The organism is Ensifer sp. 1H6, from assembly GCF_001976035.1.
Lineage (GTDB): Bacteria > Pseudomonadota > Alphaproteobacteria > Rhizobiales > Rhizobiaceae > Ensifer > Ensifer canadensis.
On record NZ_MOAI01000050.1, the window covers coordinates 13,508 to 32,638 of the forward strand.

Below are 19,131 nucleotides of genomic sequence, written 5' to 3' on the forward strand. Positions count from 1 at the left end.
CGCTCTACTGAAGCATTTTCTCCGTGGAGGGCGAGATGGCGCGGAAAACGAAAGCCAAGAAAGTAAAGACGAAACCGTTGACAAAGCCGCGCAGAAGACGCACGGCGGGCATCGGCGCTCCAACCGAATGGCAGATGGTCAAGGCGAAAGTCCAAGAGGAAGTGACCCGCCAGGCCGGTTTGAAGGGGTTCTCCGGTGCTGTCGTTTTGGAGGCCGGAAAGCTCACCTATACCTATGCTGGAAAACACGGGACCATAGGGCAAGATGCCCTTCTGCGCTATGAGGCTGCAATGGTCGATCGGGGGCATGCGGCAAAGGGCATGAGTGGTCCTGGGTTCGTCGAGCTGAAGCTCACCGCTTCGACCGTGGCCATCCTTCGCGGGCATCCGACGTCGATCAGGCAAAAACGTGTCGTGCCGCCGACAAAGGCTTCGCCACCTCCTAAGCTATCACTTGTCTCCTCAATCAAGGTTCCGTTGGCCAACACGCTTCTGAAACCAATCCTCGTGCATCTGTCGCAGGGTGAACGCCGCTATTCCGATCTTCGGCTCAAGCTTGCGGCTGAGTTCAATGTCCCAGCTAAGATGGTCGGCGTCTGTGTCATCGACAGAGAGACTGGAGAGGAGGCGTCGTTCGACATGATCTTCACCGATGCAATGAACCACCTGCAGAACGCATCGCTTACCCGCCGCATGAAGAAGATGGTGTCAGTTGTCCCTGGATGGGAGGCTAAGACCATCCCAGCATATGTGCCGCCCAAACGCCGCAAGAGGCAGAGGACGCCTCTACCTACAACCGCAAAATTGACTGGCGAGATCAACGTCGACAAGCTCCTGTCCTCGCTTCCGGACAAGGACCCGTTCAGCCTCCTCAAGATGTGGAAGAACGCGATCCGCATTCTCGGTGACAAAGATCGGGCCTCTCAACAAGGCAAGGCTGCATCAATGGCCGCCGCGATCTCGAAGGAATGGGATCGGCGCGCAAAGTCGATGCCGGATGATGCCTATTTCAAATGGCCCGACACCGATACTCCTGGCGGCGGCCGCCACGAGCATTATCGCGGCCTTCGCGGCGAAGGGATGCTGCGATACCTCGAATACCAGGTCGGCAAGAACGGTGGGCACTCATCCTTTCGGCAGGCTTTGTTGTCGAGGATTTTCGAGGGCGCATTGCCGCCTGTTTTCGACCGCGTCTACATGGCCGAATGGGGTGCGAATGGCACATCTGTTCGGCTTCATAAGATGTCGCACTGCCTCGCTACTTTTGCGCGGAACTTCAAATACCAAGATGATGACAAATTCGACGAGGCGATCAGGCATTGGGAGGCGGACTTGGAATTCCTCCACGACAAGTATTATCTCGGAAAGTTCGGATTTGGGTGGCCATCGACCACGATCTGAAACCATCCCCTTGCTATGTCTTCTTTACCCGCTCTTCTTGAAAGCTCATCGCAATGCCATCTTCCCAACACATCAAGTTGATCGAGTACGTGTCCGATACCTAACGATAATCAACACTGCTAGTCGGCAACAGGCTTTGTCCGCTTAGGGCCGAAAACTAACCCCAGCAAACTGCGGCTGCATGGCCGTTCCGAGTAAGGCCGACCGCGCTCTCCATCGCAAGCCGGTATCGAACTGAACTGTTATTATTGGTGGTGGGATCAGGAGCTGTTCCCGCTACCGCGCGACACTAGGTCCTGGGCTGCTCCCCGTCGTACGATCCGCTTATTACCCAGATGAAGCTTTGAACATCAATGTTGTCTCGTGGTTCGAGCTCTGCGAGATCGAGCTTTGTTGCCGCCGTAAGGTCCAGAAGACTTTCGTAGACGCGGATGTCCAGTTCAGGGCGGTAAAGGCTTGCGAAGCGGTGCCCGATTCGCTCAGCGAAATCCCTGGTTGCTTCCGGCTTGAGGAAGATGTGTTCTGACGGTCTCCAGAGAAAGGGCAGATAAGTGACAATCGTCCATTTGTTTGCCTGAAACGGGGACAAGATCCGGTCAAGCTCTCCCAGCGATCGCTTCCTGTCGCCTTCTGCAAAGATCGCCGCCGCTTGAATGAAATTCTTTGCCTCTCTGCTCCGAAGGACGTCCTGGACTCTCGCCTGCTCTATCGAAAACAACATGTTTGTCGCCCGGAAGGCTGACAGGACTTGCTCCGGGTCTGCATCTCCCGTCAATGCTTTCTCAAGCGAGCTGGTCTTTTCCAAGTTCAACTTGGCCTTTATCTTGTAGGGTCGCTCACTGAATGCATCACCATGAAAGCCGCCAGGATAGTAATGCAGGAAAAGTTTCTTCGCACCATCCATTCCGGCATACCGGCCCATGGCCTCGCCGACAGTCTGCAATAAAATCCGCCATGCGGTGTCAGCATCGGCTTCCTCGGAAACTCTCTTTCGGTCTGCCAATCCGAAAAATCGGCCATCCCGTTCGACCAGGTCGAACGTTACCTTGCCAATTTTCTCGGATCGAATGGTTTTGGGCGGTGCCATATACTGCTTCCTGTTTTCATCAATTGCGAGCTCCGCTCAAGTATCGCACCTGTTCGAGGGCTTTGACCGGATAGTCGGGGCCTTTCTCCAGTCTTGAATATTTCTATCTGCGGTTCCAGCCCACAATAGTGCAGGCGACAGAAACAATCCGGATTTCGAACTCGGCGACCGCGCTGAAATATCGCAGACAGACCCGGCAGATGATCAGGTGTTCAAGCCGTGATCAGAGGCGGTTATTTACTCATATCTGTTTTGACTATTTCAACGATTCACCCATACGTTGCGAGGCCGCAGGGAGGAGAATCAGGCGAGCTCGAAGAGCCTCTGTCTCCCGGTGTAAGGGAATGCAACGAGAGGGAAGATTATGCCGGGTCCACAGGTTGAGAGATTGGTAGACGAAATTCTGGTCCAGCTTCCTCGCAACCCCGATCTCGACCATGCCCTGGCAGCCGTCGTCGCAAATATGTCGGCGTTCATGCCCGATTTTGCCGAACGCATGGCAGAGGAAATAGCCGAGGCTCGCACCAGCGTTGCGCGCCAGATGGAAGATGTCGAGATTCTTCATCGTCACTCGGTGATGCGAAAGCGTGACCGCTGGTACTTCGGGGCAAAACCAAGCGACAGACACTGGCCGGCTCTTCGTGCATATCTCATCGCGAAAGGTCTTGATGAGAACGATGTCGAGACAATCGACGAAGCATCCAGCGAGGTCGTGTCGCTTCTTGAAAATCCCCGCAAGGAAGATTTCCAGTGCCGGGGCCTCGTTGTAGGTCATGTTCAGTCAGGCAAGACCGCAAATATGACTGCGGTCATCGCAAAGGCGCTGGATGCCGGCTACGACACGGTCATCGTACTAGCGGGCCTGACGAATAAACTTCGCTACCAGACACAGATGCGGATGTATAAGGATCTGGTCTCCCGATATCCACTGGACTGGCACCCCTTGACGCCGAATGTCGAGCACCTGGATTTCAGGGCCCCACCCCAGGGTGGCTTCCTGGCGCATACCGACAAGGCCCAGATTGCGGTTGTCAAGAAAAACCCGTCACCATTGAAGCAGCTCAAGATCGCGGTCAGGGGGACTCACCCGATGGCGCTGAAACGCCTGCGCGTGCTAGTTATCGATGACGAGTGTGATCAGGCCAGTGTAAACAGCGCGCGTGGCGAGTTCGATGTAACTGCGATCAATGCCCACATCCGCGAGTTGCTCGCGATGATCCCGGCTGTCTCCTATATCGGATACACCGCGACCCCGTTTGCCAATGTTCTGATCGATCCGTTCCGTAGGGATGTGCGGGGCGGGAGTAACCTGGACGATCTCTATCCTCGTGACTTCATCACGGCATTGCCTTCATCACCAAACTACTTCGGTACGGAAAAGCTGTTCGGGCGTATCCCCGATGATCCCGAAAATGTGCGCCCTGAAGATGAGCCACTCGACATGATCCGGGACATTCCCGATGCTGACGCGACGGCAATGCAGCCGGCCAGTGTCGCCGGGCGTGACACATTCCAGCCTGAGGTAGCGCCGACGCTGGTCAATGCCATACTTTACTATCTTGCCTGCTGTGCAGCGCGACGCGCGCGCGGCGATGGCGGAGAGCATATGACGATGCTCGTTCATTCATCCGCGTACATTCTGGCGCATGAAAAGGTTGCTGCGGCTATAGAAGAATGGGTCAGCTCGGTGCGTTCGACGCTGACGGACCCGGAAAGTGAGGCCGGCAAGCAGCTTTCTTCGGTGTGGACGAGTGAACAAGGCCGTTTGCCTTCTGATATCACGTCAGCCGCGCCCGTTACTCTCGAACAGATTTTTGTGCATTTGCCCGATGTGCTGGAAGCACTTGAATTTCCTGTTGAGAATGGCCCGAGCGACAGCAGGATCAACTACGATCTTCCGGCGCGGACCTACATCGTCGTTGGCGGATCAATCCTTGCACGTGGTCTCACCCTCGATGGTCTCATGGTCAGCTACTTTCTCCGAAGTGCCAAGCAGTATGACACCCTCCTGCAGATGGGCCGCTGGTTCGGTTATCGCGCTGGCTACGAGGACCTGCCCCGCATCTGGATGCCGCCGGATCTCAAGCTTGCTTTCAGGGCGCTTGCGAGGGTCGAGCGTGAGATACGGGAAGACATCGGGCGCTACCATCTCGAAAACAAGACCCCGATGGATATCGCGGTCCGCATTCGTGCGATCCCGGGGATGGCTATCACCAGTGCCACCAAGATGCGTTCGGCCAAGACTGCAGCAATAAGCTATTGGGGAACGCATCGGCAAACCTTCCGGTTCGAACACCGTAATCGCGACGTGCTCAACAGCAACTGGGCCGCGGGCGGGGGACTCCTCAAGGCTGCAACAGCGCAAGGTCTGCAAGTGCAGGGACAGCCGGAACTCTGGAGAAAGGTTCCAAAGGACTTGGTGCTGGATTTCGTCCAGAAGTATGCGTTTCACCCCGACCACGGTGAACTCCAGGCACACGTTCTTTTGCCATTTCTGAAACAGGCTGATCCGCGACTGGCACTGTGGAATGTTGCTGTCGTGACATCCGGCAAAGGTAAAGCCGCGAAAAAAAAATCTCGGTCCCGTCATCGGAGCCGGTCTCGTCAATCGCGCGCGCCTTGATGATGCAGGGTCTTCCGCTGATATCAAAGCGCTGATGTCGAAGGCTGACCTGTGGTTCGATTGCGAAGGAGCGGCCCCCGCCGGTGAAGGCTGGGAAGAGCTCAAGCAGATGCGTCAGCGCGAGTTGGGACAGGTCCCGCTGCTACTGCTCTATCCGATCGACCATGAATCACCTCCAACGGGAAACAAGGGTACGCGTGTTTCGCTCAATGCCGTCGAAGACGTCCTGGGCCTTGGGATTGTGTTTCCGGGCAGCGTGACTGAAGGCGGGCAGTTTGTATCTGTCGACCTCCCGTCACTTTCAACAGAAGACCTTGAAAGAATGGAGGCCGAGGAAGCTGCCGAGATTGCCGTGATCGACGCCGAAGAGGGAAGAATTGTTGTCGGGGAACGGTCATAATGGACATCGGGGAAAAAACTGCCCGGGCGGCGTGGACTGTGCTCCGGGCAGGTGGTAACGAGCCCGCCGGACTCGGAATTCCGACAAAAGCCTCATCTGTTACGACTGGTAATGGCGTTGTTCGCTTTGCACTTGGGCAGAACGGAGAGGCTCGTATTTTGCTTCCACTCGGAACCGCCGAGAAGGGAAATGTTGTTCAGGGCGCTCCCGCACTCGACGTTCGTGTTTCTGTGCTTGGAACAGCAGGCAAGTCACAGCGGTTCCTTGATCTGACCTGCCTTCAGCGGGATCTCGATAGCGTATTTGCCGAGGTTGCCGGACACATCCTCGCGAGTATCGAGAGCGGTACGCGTTGTCTGGATGCTGCCCGAGCAACGATAGCAGAATTCCGGGCGCTCCTTGTCCGCCCGGCCGGGAGCGATGTATCCAGAGAACAGATTGCCGGGCTCGTCGGAGAGTTGCTTGTCCTCAAGCGCCTGCTCGACCGGTCTCCGGAAGCCTGGAAAAGCTGGCGTGGTCCGGCGATGGCCAGACACGACTTCATGCGGGCCAATAATTCACTCGAAGTGAAGGTGTGTCTGGGTAAAGGACGCACCAGGATCACCATCAACGGTCTCGAACAGCTTTCGGAGCCGGCAGAAGGACTGCTCTTCCTGCAGCATTTTGAACTGGAGGTTGCTGAAGCAGCAATGCTTTCGATCTCCAGCCTTGGTCATGCGGTGCTGGACGCTGCCAGCCAGCCGGCTGAGGTCAGAATGCTTCTGGCAGCGGTCGGGTGCCACGACATCGACGATCCGCTCTGGAATACAGCTTCGTTCCGGCTCGAACGGGAAACCCTGTATGCCGTCGCAGATGGCTTTCCCCGGCTGGTCTCATTCTCTTTTCCCGGAGGGATCACGCCATCGGGCATTTCTGATGTAACCTACACAACTGACCTCGCTTTCGCCGGTCCCTTCAGACTGGACACATCCCGCGCGCGTGAGGTCGAGGATCTGTTCCTGCCATGACCCGCCTCAGCCTCCACAGTGAAAGTTACGGCGTCACCGGTAACATCGGAGAGAATTTCCTTCGTCTTCTCGGAACGCCGGCACTCAGCCAGCTACAGACTGTTATTCGTGAGTCCGTGCAGAACATCGCCGATGCTGCCAAGCTTGGCGCAGGACCGGAGATACTGCTGCGCCTGAGGCGTCTCAACGCGGCTGAAATGCGGTGCTGCAGAGAAAAGCTGCTGGCGGAACTTCCCGACGAAGCAAGGTCCCACCAGAGTCTGTCGAGTTTCCTCGAGACAAAGAATCCGGTCGTACTCGAGATATGCGATTTCGGAACGACAGGACTTGGTGGTCCCACCCGGGCCGACAAGATCCCGATCGGAACGAACAGGACCGATTTCATCAATTTCCTTCGCAATATCGGCACGCCACGCGACACCGAATATGGCGGCGGGACCTATGGCTTCGGCAAGGCGGCTCTCTATGGCGCGAGCAAGTGCCGGACTATTCTTGTTGATACCCTGACCGAGGAAGGTGAACGGCGTTTCATCGGTTGTCACATCGGTGCTCGCTTCGAGACTGAAGAAAGAAGAATGCTAAAGCAGTTTACCGGCCGGCACTGGTGGGGTGTTGCCGATCGCAATGATGGAATTGCTGATCCGGCGCGTGGAAAACAGGCTACCCAGCTGGCCGCGGCGATCGGCTTTCCAGAGCGCGAGGAGAACCAGTCCGGCACATCCATCATGATCCTCGACCTCCAGACGGATGGCGAGGAGCTTGCAGTCACCGGTCAAAGGATCGTTGAGGGCCTTCTGTGGAGTTTCTGGCCCCGGATGATGAGAACTACTCCGAAAAAAAGACGGTTTACCTGCCGGGTAATGGTCGGGGAAGACGAGCTGAAGATCCCTGAACCCGAGGAGTTTCCCCCTCTCGATCTCTATTGCAAGGCAATGCGTGCGGCCCGTGCCGGCAAAGGTAACGATGTCCGCCCTGTTTCCTGCCAGCGCCCCGTCAAACACCTTGGCAACCTTGCTCTGGAAAAAGGCCTGCGGGGAAAGAGACGGCCAGTTGTGGCCGGGGACAGCCTTTTTCCGGCTTCCGCGCATCATATCGCTCTCATGCGGCCAGTAGAACTGGTGGTTCGTTATCTCGAGGGTACACCACTCCCTGATGAGCGATTTGAATGGGCAGGGGTGTTCCTTGTTGACCGTGAGGACGAAGTCGAAAGTGCTTTCGCCCGGTCTGAACCTCCCGCGCATGACGACTGGGTCTCCGGGAACATGGAGAGGGGACACGCCAGAACGTTCGTAAACGTTGCACTGCGCGCTCTTGAAACAGCCGCACGTGAAATGGGTGAAGCAGGCCCCTCCAGGATCTCTGGCAGGTTCGAGGCACCGCCGCTTGCTCGTGTCGCCGGTCGACTGGGCGGTGCATTGGCCGGTACCGGTGGAGACGGAGCCGGGCCGGTGCGGCCTGCTGGAGACGGGGGAGGCGCTGGCGGTAGTTCCGGCCGTTCGGCGCGAGTGTCTCGTCCCGTTTTCGATCGGCTTGTCAGGGAGGATGGCCGAACGCTGGCGGTATTCCTGACCGATGTTGTCCAGGGTAACGGCACGTCCGGCTATGTCCTTGTCGCCAATGCCTCAATTGCGATGGATGGTGTTGCAGCGAAGCGGGACCCGTCACTCGATCGTCCGGAAATTGTAAGAATGCAGTCTTCCGGGGGCGAGCTTTCGTCCGGATCCTCAAGGCTTGATCTCGGAAAAGCCGAAGGCCGCTTCGAGATCGTTGCGGAGGTTCCTCGTGATTGTGCAGTGACTGTGGACGCTGAACTCATAACATTGGAGGTCGGATGAGCCGGCGCATTGCCTTTCCTTTCCTCACCCTTCAGGATCCCGCGGTACTGACGCAAGTCTGGAAGATTGCCGTTGGCCACGGTGAGTTCCTCGACAGTGGCGAGTGGCTTTCGGACTGGGACGCCTCGATCCCGCTTCGTTTAAGTCGATCATTCGGTATCGACTTTGCGACAGCAGCGCGCGATCTCGAAATAGATGCTGATGATCTGAGGCTGGCTGTCATTTTACGCATAGGCAGCGGTCAGGGACGTCTGTCACGTTCAATTATCGGCAGGGAGCACCGGGTTCTCGATGCCGACCATCCCGTCACCGTTCTGGAAGTGACCATCGATGGAAGCCAACTGTCGTCGGTTCTTGATTTGCATATTGATATTACACTTGCCGATGATTGCAGTAGCGGAAGCGACCTTTCACCATCGCGGAAAGGTGACCGGGTCTGGCGGGACACCGCGCGGATCAGGCTTGAGGGCGAGGAACCCCGGCTGCCTATCGAGGTCGCTGACCTTTCCTCGTTGCTGACCGGCGTTGCTGCCTTTGCGCCCTGGTATCTGGAATGGTCTCCGCGTGACTGGTCACGTGATTTCCATGGCGCCATCCGTCTCTATCTCAGCAGCGGCCACCAGAACCTGATTACACGGATCGAGGCCGAGGATACTGAAGTCCTGCGCATCCTGATGGCTGATGTCATGAGCCAGGTGTGTGAAAGTCTGCTTCGTGAACCAGACGCATCCCTCATTCTCGAAAACTGTGCGGAAGGATCTATCGGCGCGCAGGTAGAGTTCTGGCTGAAACTGGCGTTTCCCGGTCGCGACGTCCGTTACGCGAAATCGCTGCTGGAACAGCGACCCGGCCTGTTCCGGGCATCGATGCAAGCGCTCGCAAGTCAGCAGGTACAAGATATATGATCACGTTGATGCCTCGCCTTTCCGGTGCAGCAGCCCAGCAAATGCTCGACGAGATGCTTGCAGATGACGGATTTCGTTGGCCAGGCTTTTCGGCCGAGACGCTCCCGAACGGAGCACGCTTCGCCGCAACCGGCGGATCTGTCATACATGCCACACGTTTGAGAGAACTGCGAAAAGAGCTTGTGGCTCTGGCCGTTGATTTCGGATTTGGTGCCGAGGACAGGAAGAACCGCTTCGGAGAGTACGATAGTGCCCTGACGCGCTGGATCGCAGGGCTGACCGAGTTCAGTTCAGGTGAAGCACTTCGTGACGATGTCTGGTGTTTTATCGCCGTCGCCATGGCTCCCGACATAGTGCACTGGCGCTTTGGCACGTCGAGAGAACGCTATCTGGGCGGTGTGCGAAACTGCTTTCAAAGGGCCTGGCTGCGTGCCCGAGCCTTGGATCGGGGACCATCCCATTCCGATCGATGGGGTCTTGTTGACCGGCTGACAGAAGATGCGCTCGTCCAGATAACCGAACGTCCGAGCATTGGAGCGGACCCGGTTCTGTCACTTGCTCTCGCAGAGGGATGGGTTCGGGCAGCAAGCCGCATAGGGCGGCCTCGCATGGAGGCTGTCATGCGTCAGGCAACGTTGCGACTGCGCGTGCGAAACGAGGTTCAGGCCCTGACGCTTCTGGATGAAGACGACCTGACAGATATAGTGGATCAGTTTTTCAACGCCGCCTCGGAGCAGACGATAGCTGTTTCGCTCTCGGTGGATAGCTCTGCCAACCCGGATGTGGGAGAGTCCGGAGTTGCAAACGGGGTTTCTGCGCCGCTTCGCAAGAAAGCGTGGTCACTCTGGAGGACCAGAACGTCGGGATGACCTTCAGTCCTTCCTCGAAGTTTGCGTCTTGCTGATACGGCGTGAAGCGTCGAGTCTTCTGTGGTAAGCGCAGAACATTTGCAGAACATAGCTTGCCGACCGGGAGTTTTTTTGCCAGTGTGGCAAAAAATGACCCAGAGAATGGCAGGTGATTCGTGCAGCACGCGCAACCGGACGAGAACGAGTTCAATCATTTGTGTCAGCGCGCTGGTCTCACCTCAGGTGAGGCTGCATCCCTGATTTCAGTTTCCGATCGTACCGCGGCCCGCTATGTCAGTGGCGAGGGGCGCCCGACCGATCTCGCGCTCAGGGTCCTGAAAGACCTTGCCGATCGTAAATGTGCAGGCAAGGGGCCGATCTCGTTCCGGTTCATTGACCTTTTTGCCGGTATTGGCGGCCTGCGGATCGGCTTTCAGGGCATCGGCGGACATTGTGTGTTCACGTCGGAGTGGGACCAGAATGCCCAGAAGACCTATGGCCTGAATTTTCGCGACAATCATCGTTTGGCTGGTGATGTGCGGGAATATTCCGAAAACCCCGACCTGATCCCGGAGCATGACATCCTGCTTGCCGGCTTTCCGTGCCAGCCATTTTCGATCGCCGGCGTTTCGAAAAAGAACGCCCTCGGTCGACCCCACGGTTTTCTCTGCGATACGCAGGGCACGCTCTTCTTCGACACTGCCCAGATCATTGCGCATCATCGACCTGCAGCTTTTGTGCTCGAAAACGTCAAGAACCTTGAAAGTCATGACAAGGGCAGGACGTTCGCCACGATTATCAATGTACTCACGAACGAGCTTGGCTATCACGTTCAGACACGGGTGATCAGCTCCGAGCACTGGGTACCGCAGCGGCGCGAACGTATTTTCATTGTCGGTTTCCGTGAGCCGACCGACTTCGATCTGAAGTCGCTCAAACTTCCGGCAAATGGACCGAAGCTTGGAAGCATCCTTGATCCACATGACGAGGTCGATCCGAAATACACCCTGACCCCACGTCTGTGGGAATATCTGCAGGCCTACAAGGAAAAGCACAATTCAAAAGGTAACGGTTTCGGATACAGCCTGTTTGGCCCTGATGATGTGACGCGGACACTCTCTGCCCGCTATTATAAGGATGGATCGGAAATCCTCGTTGCGCAGCCAGGTAAACGGCCACGTCGACTGACGCCCCTGGAATGCGCCCGTCTGATGGGCTTTGACCGGGGTGATCGACGCTGGAAAATACCGGTGTCGGACACGCAGGCCTACCGGCAGTTTGGTAATGCCGTTGTGGTTCCGGTTGTCGAGTTTCTCGCCGATGCAATGAAGCCGTTCATCGAGTCCGCGTTGCTGAGAGGCGCGGGCCGCTCGATGGCGGCACCCGTGACTGTGACCCGCCCCGATCGGGAGCCCGTGCGCGCTCATGGCTGACATTGTCACGGCTGAAGTTCGCAGCCGGATGATGTCGGGTATCCGTGGTGCCAACACGAAGCCGGAACTTCTTCTGCGCAAAGGGCTCCACGCACTGGGGTTTCGCTTTCGGCTGCATGATCGCTCGCTTCCCGGAAAGCCGGATATCGTGCTGCCGCGCTACAAGGCGGTCATCTTCGCGCATGGCTGCTTCTGGCATGGCCACGATTGCCACCTGTTCAAATGGCCTTCAACTCGCCCGGAGTTCTGGCAGGCGAAAATAGCGCGAAATCGGGCCGTCGATGAACGGACCGACACAGCACTTTCGGAAGCTGGATGGCGCCAGGCGATCGTATGGGAGTGCGCCCTCAAAGGTAAATCGCGACTGCCGCTCGACGACGTCATCGAGTCGTGTGCCGAGTGGCTAAAGTCCGACCGCCCGCGACTGGAAGTCAGGGGAGGATAGAATGCGCCGCGGGCTTTTGTCAGATCTCTTTACCGGTGTCGTCGCGAAGCGTTTGACGCTGGTGGAAACTATTACGCACAAATCGAACCAGCACGAGTTTCAGGGCACGAGACCTCTTCGCCGACTTCTGGGTGACGATGACCGCAGAGGTATCGCGACACGCTTCATCTGGATATCCGGCGAGCAGGAGGCCCTGGCGGAAGAAGGCTTTATGAGCTGGTCTAACGTGCGCAAAGGAAAGCCGCGCGCACCGGAGTATCACCTCTACTATTCCTCAAACGCCGTCACCGAGCTGATGCAGCCTGGCGACATGCTGTTTCTGGCTTTGCAGCAAGATGGCTCGATCCTCGTTGTTGTAACGCCGTCTGCTACGATCCAGAACCAGCTCCTCTGGTTGTTTGCGCTGGAGGAGCAGCCGGAATTCGCCTTCACATTCCAGGAGGTCGATGGCGCACATAACGCCGAACTCGATTTTGCAGCGCGCTATATTCTTGATGAGCTGGGGATCGAGCCGGAAGAGCCTGAAGCCGATCGGCTTGATAGCCTCATTGAACGGTTCGGTCTCGACTTCCCGAAAACACGCGTGTTTTCGGAGCTGGCGCGGACATCAATGCCGGAGGTTTCTGCTGCCGATGATCCAGACCTCGCCCTGATCTCTTGGATGGATCGCGAGGAACAGCTTTTCAAAAGGCTGGAACGGCGTATCGTCGCCGCACGTATTGGCAGTGGCTTTGGTGCGGCTGGCGACGCTGACGTTGAAGGATTTCTTGCGTTTTCGTTGAGCGTACAGAACCGACGAAAGGCGCGGGCGGGGCAGGCCCTCGAAAATCATCTTGAGGCGGTTTTTGCCGCGCAGCAGATTCGATACGTTCGGGGCGCGGAGACAGAGAACCGGAACAAGCCCGATTTTCTGTTCCCGGGGCAGAAAGAGTATCGTGATCCGCTTTATCCGGACGCGAGGCTGACGATGCTCGGTGCCAAGTCGACGCTGAAAGATCGCTGGCGCCAGGTTCTGTCGGAGGCTCTCCGGATCCCGGAAAAACATCTTCTTACCCTTGAGCCCGGGATATCAGAAAACCAGACTGACGAGATGCAGGCCAAGAAGCTGCAGCTCGTCGTGCCGAAGCGGTTGCACAATACCTACCGGCTGACACAGCAGGCATGGCTGATGGATGTTGCCGACTTTGTCTCTGTAGTGCGATCTCGTCAGGAGACCTGATCCACTCAGTAGAAATCAGCAACTGTTGCGGTCGCACACTCACACAGCCCGGCATACGGAACGTGCTGTGCGGGGTCAGTCGGTCCCGCTTCTCTTGCGACCGCTATGCTGAAGCTCCTGCGGCTGACCTGTTCCCGCATGGCCCGTGGCGAGAACTCCTGAAATCCCGCCTGCCGCGGCGCTATGCTGATTTCTCCGGTATTCTTCATTGTTCATCTGAGCGACCGCCTGCTGGCGGTCGAGGCAATTCGTCGTATTTCGATCGGTACCTGTCGCCGGGTGCGAGCCAGTTTTTCAGGAACTCCAGAGGATCTATGCTACCGATCATCTGGCGAGCTAGTTTGACCCGCGCACCCAGAAACTGTCTTTGCTCTTCAGCCGCTTCAGCCAATCGATCCTCGACATCAATGAAAAAACGTTCCACGACCATCGCCTTGCCCCAGCTCTCGATGATTTCTGCGAGCTGCTGCTGGCTCTCCTTGATCGCCTGGGCAATCTTGCGCTCATCTTCGCGTCGCTCGTAGCGCTCCCACTCCTCCTGCCGCTCCTTTCTCCGCTTCGCCTCGGCTTCATCCTCAGCTATCATCAGTGCTTGCAGTTTGTCCCTTGATGCACCCAATGTCTCGGCTATTTCCGGAATAACTCCGGGCAGCGATTCAGATCCGGTATCCTGCCAACTCAGGGCCCAGTCGACGCCTCTCTTTGGAGAGTAGGCTACTATGCGGAAGCGCCCGGAGGGCATGTCCTGTTCGGTTGTCCATGAGTGGGTCAGTTGCCAGGCTTTCATCGACCGAACGATCTTGCTGTCTTCTCGATAGTATTCGCCGTTCAGGTATCGCATCGTTACCCGTTCGGTCATTTCGGTGACAGCGAGGCCAATCGGAACGGTGTCGATGTAGACAATCGTCGGCCGGTCAGGTCCCCAGATACTACCTGAATGGTAACGGCCGTATTTCCTGTCCTTGCGCTCAACCTCCTGCTCCTTGATATGTATGCGGTGATGGTCCTCTCCAGCTGGCGCGATGTGCACGCGATGGCCAAGGCGGTCGAGTGCGAGGTAAAGGTGATTTGCGATCAATAGCGCGCGAGAAAGTGCTGCTTCCGATGAAATTACGTCGGGCAGGATTCGCTTGTAGGGGCGGAGAAACTCACCATCTTTTGCGGCGCGCGACTTTCTCAGATGCTCTTCTGCACCAATAAGCAACGGGTGATGTTCGAGGCGGCGGGTCTTTGCAACAGACTTTGGCTTTGTACTTGCATCCGTTGCATGCTCCCTCTTTTTCCGGGGTTTCGGTGTGACCGGGATTATTTCGATGATTTCATCAGTGCCGTCGGGCAGGGTGGGTAGCTCTACTGCGATTCCGAGTGATTTGCGCGTCCAGTATCCTGATCCGGGATAAGGTATTTCATGCTGCCTGCAAATCCCCGCCAAAGCTGTACCTGTGACGCCGAACTCGGGAGCAAGTTTGCTCAAAGGAGCGCCACACACACGGTTGTAAAGCTCGTGACGCGTCAGTTGCATGGGCTGGCTCCTTTTTGCCATGGCTGGAAATCCGCGGTCCGCGTGGGATTGCCGAAAGATAAAGTACGGCCTGCAAAACAATTCACGCGTCGCAGCCCCCGTCGTGTGCATTTTGGCGAGGTGAAGAGCCGCTCGACTTTAGCTGGTCGCAAACTGAAGGACATCCTACGATGAGCGGCGCACGCAGTTGTCTGCTTCGTTGAGGACAAATGGTTCCGTGCAGCGGGATCGACGTGAAGACTGTGGATTTTCAGGGGATCGATCGCATAGGGTCGGCAGGACGGTGAGTTCGTGTCCGTTCAAGAGCGAGGCTTGCGGCATCCGCCGGTATGAGGCATGTACTCTCGAACGTCCCCGCCCGGGCCGGGAAACGGAGCACAAGAAGGACCGGGGACAGTCGGTCCCGCTTCGTTCGTCGCAACAGCTGGCAGGCTACTCGGGTACGATGAGCGCTTTGCTCCAGACCGTGACAGCATTGCCGGTCTGCGGGTTTCCAAAGGTTGGGCCAGGTTGGAATCCGGCTTTTTTGAACATGTCTTCACTCGGGCCGTTCCCAGCCCTGATCGTGCATTGTATCAGACGTGCCCCATCTTCCCGCGCCCTTTGCTCAGCGAGGGCGATCAGACGGCGGCCAAGCCCCTGGCGAACAAAAGCCGCATGCGTGGTCACATGAGAAATCTCAGCCTGATACCACTGCACGCGTTTGAGCTGGCAACAGCACGCTATGCGACCATCTTCCGAGAGGTCGAACAGATATTCACCTGCTTTTCCCAGAACACGTTCGGCGTCGTACTCTATTGCCAGTTGATTTTGCTTGTTAAGCAAATCGGCGATCTGAGAAGCGTGGCCTTGCTCCATATTTATAGTCCCGTCTTCCAATGCTCGTAGATCGTTTTGCGACGGGCGAACGCCTCTGGACCACCTTCCATGATCCTGATGATGCGCATCTGGCAATCGGCGACGTCGATGCTCGCAGACAAAACGGCGATCTTGTCTTCACTTGAGCTAAATGCCGATACCAGTTCCGAGTCTCCAAGGACTGGAAAGTTCGCGTTGTGTGTCGCGAAGATGAACTGCCTGCCAGATTTGATGTCGCGGATGCGCTTCACGACCTCTTCGTAAACTGTTTGGCTATCGAGATCGTCCTCCGGCTGATCGATGATGACGAGGTCATGTTCCTGCTGGCTCAACAGGAACAGCATCATCGCGGATGCGCGCTGGCCGAGAGAGTGGGAGCGAAGCGGGCGCCCGTGATAGTTGATCTCATAAGTGTTGGGCACCTGGAAAGTCAGGAGTGCCGGCAACGCTTTCAGAAAGTATTCACGGAATGCCTCCGCGCGCCCTTTGGCGAGCGCACATGCCCCATCGAGATCAGCATAAATCGCCGCAAAGTCCACGTATTTTTCGCAGATCGCCTGGATGCTGTCGCTTCGCACGCTGCTACCCTTCATCGCCGTTTCAAGTCGACTCGTGAAGGTTTTCTTGTCACCCTTAAAGGTCGGAGTGATCTTGAGTTCAGACTGGGCGGCGTTGATTTTGTCGAGGGCTGTCGCGGTTACCCGATACTCCTCGAGCCATTTTTCATTAAGCGCACTGCTCGTGGTGGCGACCGAGCCGCTACGCTCCTCAGCCTTGGAGGTTGCGGTTTCGAGTTCGGCGATTTTCCCGTCGATCACAAGTTTGCGGTCGGTGCTCTTCAGGTAGTCGTCCGGCTGCAGGGCTGTTATGCCTTTGCCGGCAAGGGCTTCCAGCAGTTCGCGCTCAACGGAAGCGAACTCATCCTTCAGGCCATTGATCGTGCCGTTGAGAGTCGCGCGCCTCTCGCTCAATCTATCACGAATGTTGTCGATCGTTGATTGGACCGATTTGATCGAGGCGACGGATGCTTTCAGCTCTGCGAGCACAAGCGCGTAGTTGGAGAAGAAATCAGCATTGTATTTAGAGCCGGGTACTGCAATCGTTTCCAGTAGCTCAGCACCCTCCTCCGCGAGATTGCCGACGGCATCGCTCCAGCTTTCCGCTTTTTCATCAACTGAGGTGACGAATGCTGCGTCCTGATTATAGGCAAGCTGCTTTTCCAGCTTGTCCTTCACGCCATGCTTGTCGAACTGCTCGATCTGGTACTCGAGCGCGGAAAGTTCTCGGCGAAGCTCGGCGAGTTTCTCGTTGTCGGTTTCGATCGCCTGAAGAAGCCCAACCGCAGAGGTAAGCTCGCCCGCCTTCTCGGCGATCGCCTCTCGAACAGGTCGCAACGACTCGCCTACCAACTTCTCGACCAGGTCTTTCCCAAAATCCTGGCCCGCAGCCGACAGATCCTTTTGGCCGAAATATAGCGGGTTTCGGATTACGCTTTGCCGGACAGCGATCCCTTTACGGAGGACGCCATTCAAATATATCTCCGGTTCATGCCCCAAGATTCTGCGAATTTCGTAAGGGGATCCGAGAGGATCGACAGCCTCCACGACAACTCGGCCCCCGCTTTTCAGCACAAAGGGGACCAGATCTTCTTTGTATTTTCGGTCTTGTGGGCGCTCGCCGAATGGAATGTCGAGCGCCCATCGAAGACACTCTAAAGCTGATGACTTGCCACTACCCTGGATTCCTATCAGACAGTTCAGGTTCGGCGAGAGCGGCATGCGAACGCCATCCAGTAGACCGCCCTCAAAGCGCATGGCGGCAACAAAGCCGTGGCTCGATTTCGGTATTTCCGCCGCGACACGGTATCTGAAGTCGCGCAGCGCAAACTTGACGGCCTCAAACGTCAGGTCCCCAAGCTTGACTAAACAATGTTTGCCCTTGCCAATCTGCTCAATGTTCTTCGGGTCGCTACCTTCTACTTCCGCGGGGTATTGCGGCCACCATTGTTTGACTTTTAGGCGACAAGCCCTGTCCGGCACATCGTGCGTACGAACTTTCTGGAACCCGAGGCAATATTTTTCTACCAGAGGATTGGTGGCCAACTCCTCCATGCGCCCGCCCTTCAATTCGTTCCATAAGCCGCTCGATCCCTCGACGTGGGCAAATATGACGAAGAAGTCTCGGTTGAAGCGTTCGAGAGCTGTCAGGGTTGAGACAATGTCATCATTGGATCGGGCGTTCTCGTTTTCATACTGAGAGGGCGTGCGGCCGCTGAAAGTGTTCCCGAGAAACGCGTTGATGTAATCGTTACCGCCCTCAAGCCACTCATCGGAAAATACAATCAGGGTATGGACACCGTTGCCGCCGTCATTGACGGACAGCTCCACGCCAGGGAGCAAGCTAATGCCTTCGTGTCTTGCGGCCCGTCGTAGAGCTTTGAATTCGTGCAGGTCGAACTTGTTATGGTTCGTGACCACGCCTAAGCGGATATTCGCAGCCTTCAGGCCAGCGATGTAGGCGCTGACGAAATCGTTGTCCTGGCCTCCAAAGGTGAATTCCTTGTCAGCCCTGGTATGCAGATGAAAATCTGTCCGTACCCAAGTGGATCCGTTGGGAAAAAATGTCTCGAAATTAGTAGCCTCCAGTTGGCCATGCGGCATAGCGCCTAAGTACCATACCCTCAGGAGTTGCGCGATATGAATCATCTGTGTCTGATCGAGACAAATCGGTTTACGGAGAGTTGAGCCGCCGCCCAACGGCTGTCTGGACATCCATGATCCTGCTAAAGGCCATCCGCTCCAATGCGAGCGGCTCGCGCTCTATGCCGATGGCACGGAACCGACTTTCGGCCGTCTCCGTCGATCCCGGTGATGATCGCTTGTCCACCGGGCGCCCACGCACCCGATCATGAAGCCCGTACCGGGTCGCTTCTGCCCGTTTTCGCCCCATGATATCGCCGACCGTCCGGATCAAGGGGCAGGCGCCGCAAGCCGCTTGTCGCACCGGAAAAAAACGGCTTTCCGCCACAGCCAGACGGCACGCTGAAAATGGCCACACTAAGTTTTGCCGTGCGCAGCGAGGAAGAGCTGTTTGCTCCACTGCTCTATTCGACCGAACTTTCGCGCTCCACCGCCGGGAATACCGGCGTCCCCGTGCATACCGCGGTCGACAACTGCTGGCTTGCCACCGGCGAGAACGGTCCGTTCGTGCGGTTGGCGGATGCGCGGATGGTGGAGAACCTGACGTACTGCCTCATTAATATCCGCACCGATGGGAAGACTGTGGCGATCGCCGTGTTGGAGGAAACAGCCAAAAATCCGGCTTTTCACGTCGAAACCTTCAAGCCTTCCGAACTTGAGGAGATCTAGGCTGCGGGTTTCGGAAAAGTCCGGACAGGGTTTCCGGTAATCTCCGGACACCGTTGGAATGCACCCCTACAGTGAGACAGAGAAATTGCAGGACAATTGCCGGCTTGTGAGTTCAGGTACGGCACTTGCGTGCGACGACGATAAGGACTGTTCGTATTCCTCCGGGGTGAGGTAATCGAGC

The 19,131-nt window shown here is 56.8% G+C and carries 15 protein-coding genes; 11 read left to right on the forward strand and 4 right to left on the reverse strand.

Annotation, left to right across the window (positions count from 1 at the left end):
* Positions 1-35: 35 nt before the first annotated feature.
* On the forward strand, positions 36-1,400 hold the full coding sequence (locus BKP54_RS32800; protein ID WP_084815563.1) for a hypothetical protein: 1,365 nt from the start codon (positions 36-38) through the stop codon (positions 1,398-1,400).
* Positions 1,401-1,689: 289 nt separating this feature from the next.
* On the opposite strand, the gene BKP54_RS32805 is transcribed toward BKP54_RS32800, so the two are convergent.
* Positions 1,690-2,487 carry a hypothetical protein gene (locus tag BKP54_RS32805; protein WP_084815564.1) on the reverse strand — a complete coding sequence of 266 codons (798 nt, stop codon included), beginning with the start codon at positions 2,485-2,487 and terminating at the stop codon, positions 1,690-1,692.
* 388 nt (positions 2,488-2,875) lie between these two features.
* Between BKP54_RS32805 and BKP54_RS32810 the strand changes: the two genes are divergently transcribed.
* The 9 genes from BKP54_RS32810 (at position 2,876) to BKP54_RS32845 (ending at position 13,202) form a co-directional block, all read left to right on the forward strand.
* Positions 2,876-5,110 carry a Z1 domain-containing protein gene (locus tag BKP54_RS32810; RefSeq protein WP_198956902.1) on the forward strand — a complete coding sequence of 745 codons (2,235 nt, stop codon included), beginning with the start codon at positions 2,876-2,878 and terminating at the stop codon, positions 5,108-5,110.
* A gap of 34 nt (positions 5,111-5,144) precedes the next feature.
* Positions 5,145-5,510 carry a hypothetical protein gene (locus tag BKP54_RS36225; RefSeq protein ID WP_198956903.1) on the forward strand — a complete coding sequence of 122 codons (366 nt, stop codon included), beginning with the start codon at positions 5,145-5,147 and terminating at the stop codon, positions 5,508-5,510.
* On the forward strand, positions 5,510-6,517 hold the full coding sequence (locus BKP54_RS32815) for a PD-(D/E)XK motif protein (protein WP_084815565.1): 1,008 nt from the start codon (positions 5,510-5,512) through the stop codon (positions 6,515-6,517). Before BKP54_RS36225 ends, BKP54_RS32815 begins: the two co-directional genes overlap by 1 nt.
* Positions 6,514-8,352 carry a hypothetical protein gene (locus BKP54_RS32820; protein WP_084815566.1) on the forward strand — a complete coding sequence of 613 codons (1,839 nt, stop codon included), beginning with the start codon at positions 6,514-6,516 and terminating at the stop codon, positions 8,350-8,352. Before BKP54_RS32815 ends, BKP54_RS32820 begins: the two co-directional genes overlap by 4 nt.
* Positions 8,349-9,257, forward strand: coding sequence for a hypothetical protein (locus BKP54_RS32825; protein ID WP_084815567.1), 909 nt, complete (start codon positions 8,349-8,351; stop codon positions 9,255-9,257). Before BKP54_RS32820 ends, BKP54_RS32825 begins: the two co-directional genes overlap by 4 nt.
* Positions 9,254-10,126, forward strand: a complete 873-nt coding sequence (locus BKP54_RS35570; RefSeq protein ID WP_198956904.1) for a hypothetical protein — start codon at positions 9,254-9,256, stop codon at positions 10,124-10,126. The genes BKP54_RS32825 and BKP54_RS35570 overlap by 4 nt, the downstream gene beginning before the upstream one ends.
* 155 nt (positions 10,127-10,281) lie before the next feature.
* Entirely contained in the window at positions 10,282-11,538 is a 1,257-nt protein-coding gene (dcm, locus tag BKP54_RS32835; protein ID WP_084815568.1) for a DNA (cytosine-5-)-methyltransferase, read from the forward strand.
* Positions 11,531-11,983, forward strand: a complete 453-nt coding sequence (locus tag BKP54_RS32840) for a very short patch repair endonuclease (RefSeq protein WP_084815569.1) — start codon at positions 11,531-11,533, stop codon at positions 11,981-11,983. The genes dcm and BKP54_RS32840 overlap by 8 nt, the downstream gene beginning before the upstream one ends.
* A 1-nt stretch (position 11,984) precedes the next feature.
* The gene (locus tag BKP54_RS32845; protein ID WP_084815570.1) at positions 11,985-13,202 is read left to right on the forward strand and encodes a type II restriction endonuclease; all 1,218 of its coding nucleotides are present in this window, start codon (positions 11,985-11,987) and stop codon (positions 13,200-13,202) included.
* Between the two features lie 205 nt (positions 13,203-13,407).
* Here BKP54_RS32845 and BKP54_RS32850 read toward each other — a convergent pair whose 3' ends face one another.
* From BKP54_RS32850 to BKP54_RS32860, 3 genes are all read right to left on the reverse strand, one after another.
* Entirely contained in the window at positions 13,408-14,724 is a 1,317-nt protein-coding gene (locus tag BKP54_RS32850) for a hypothetical protein (protein ID WP_084815571.1), read from the reverse strand.
* Positions 14,725-15,156: 432 nt separating this feature from the next.
* The gene (locus BKP54_RS32855; protein ID WP_084815572.1) at positions 15,157-15,582 is read right to left on the reverse strand and encodes a GNAT family N-acetyltransferase; all 426 of its coding nucleotides are present in this window, start codon (positions 15,580-15,582) and stop codon (positions 15,157-15,159) included.
* Between the two features lie 2 nt (positions 15,583-15,584).
* On the reverse strand, positions 15,585-18,242 hold the full coding sequence (locus BKP54_RS32860; RefSeq protein WP_348626783.1) for a TrlF family AAA-like ATPase: 2,658 nt from the start codon (positions 18,240-18,242) through the stop codon (positions 15,585-15,587).
* A gap of 408 nt (positions 18,243-18,650) precedes the next feature.
* Here BKP54_RS32860 and BKP54_RS32865 point away from each other — a divergent pair, with 408 nt between their 5' ends.
* Entirely contained in the window at positions 18,651-18,950 is a 300-nt protein-coding gene (locus tag BKP54_RS32865; RefSeq protein WP_084815573.1) for a hypothetical protein, read from the forward strand.
* Positions 18,951-19,131 lie beyond the last annotated feature (181 nt).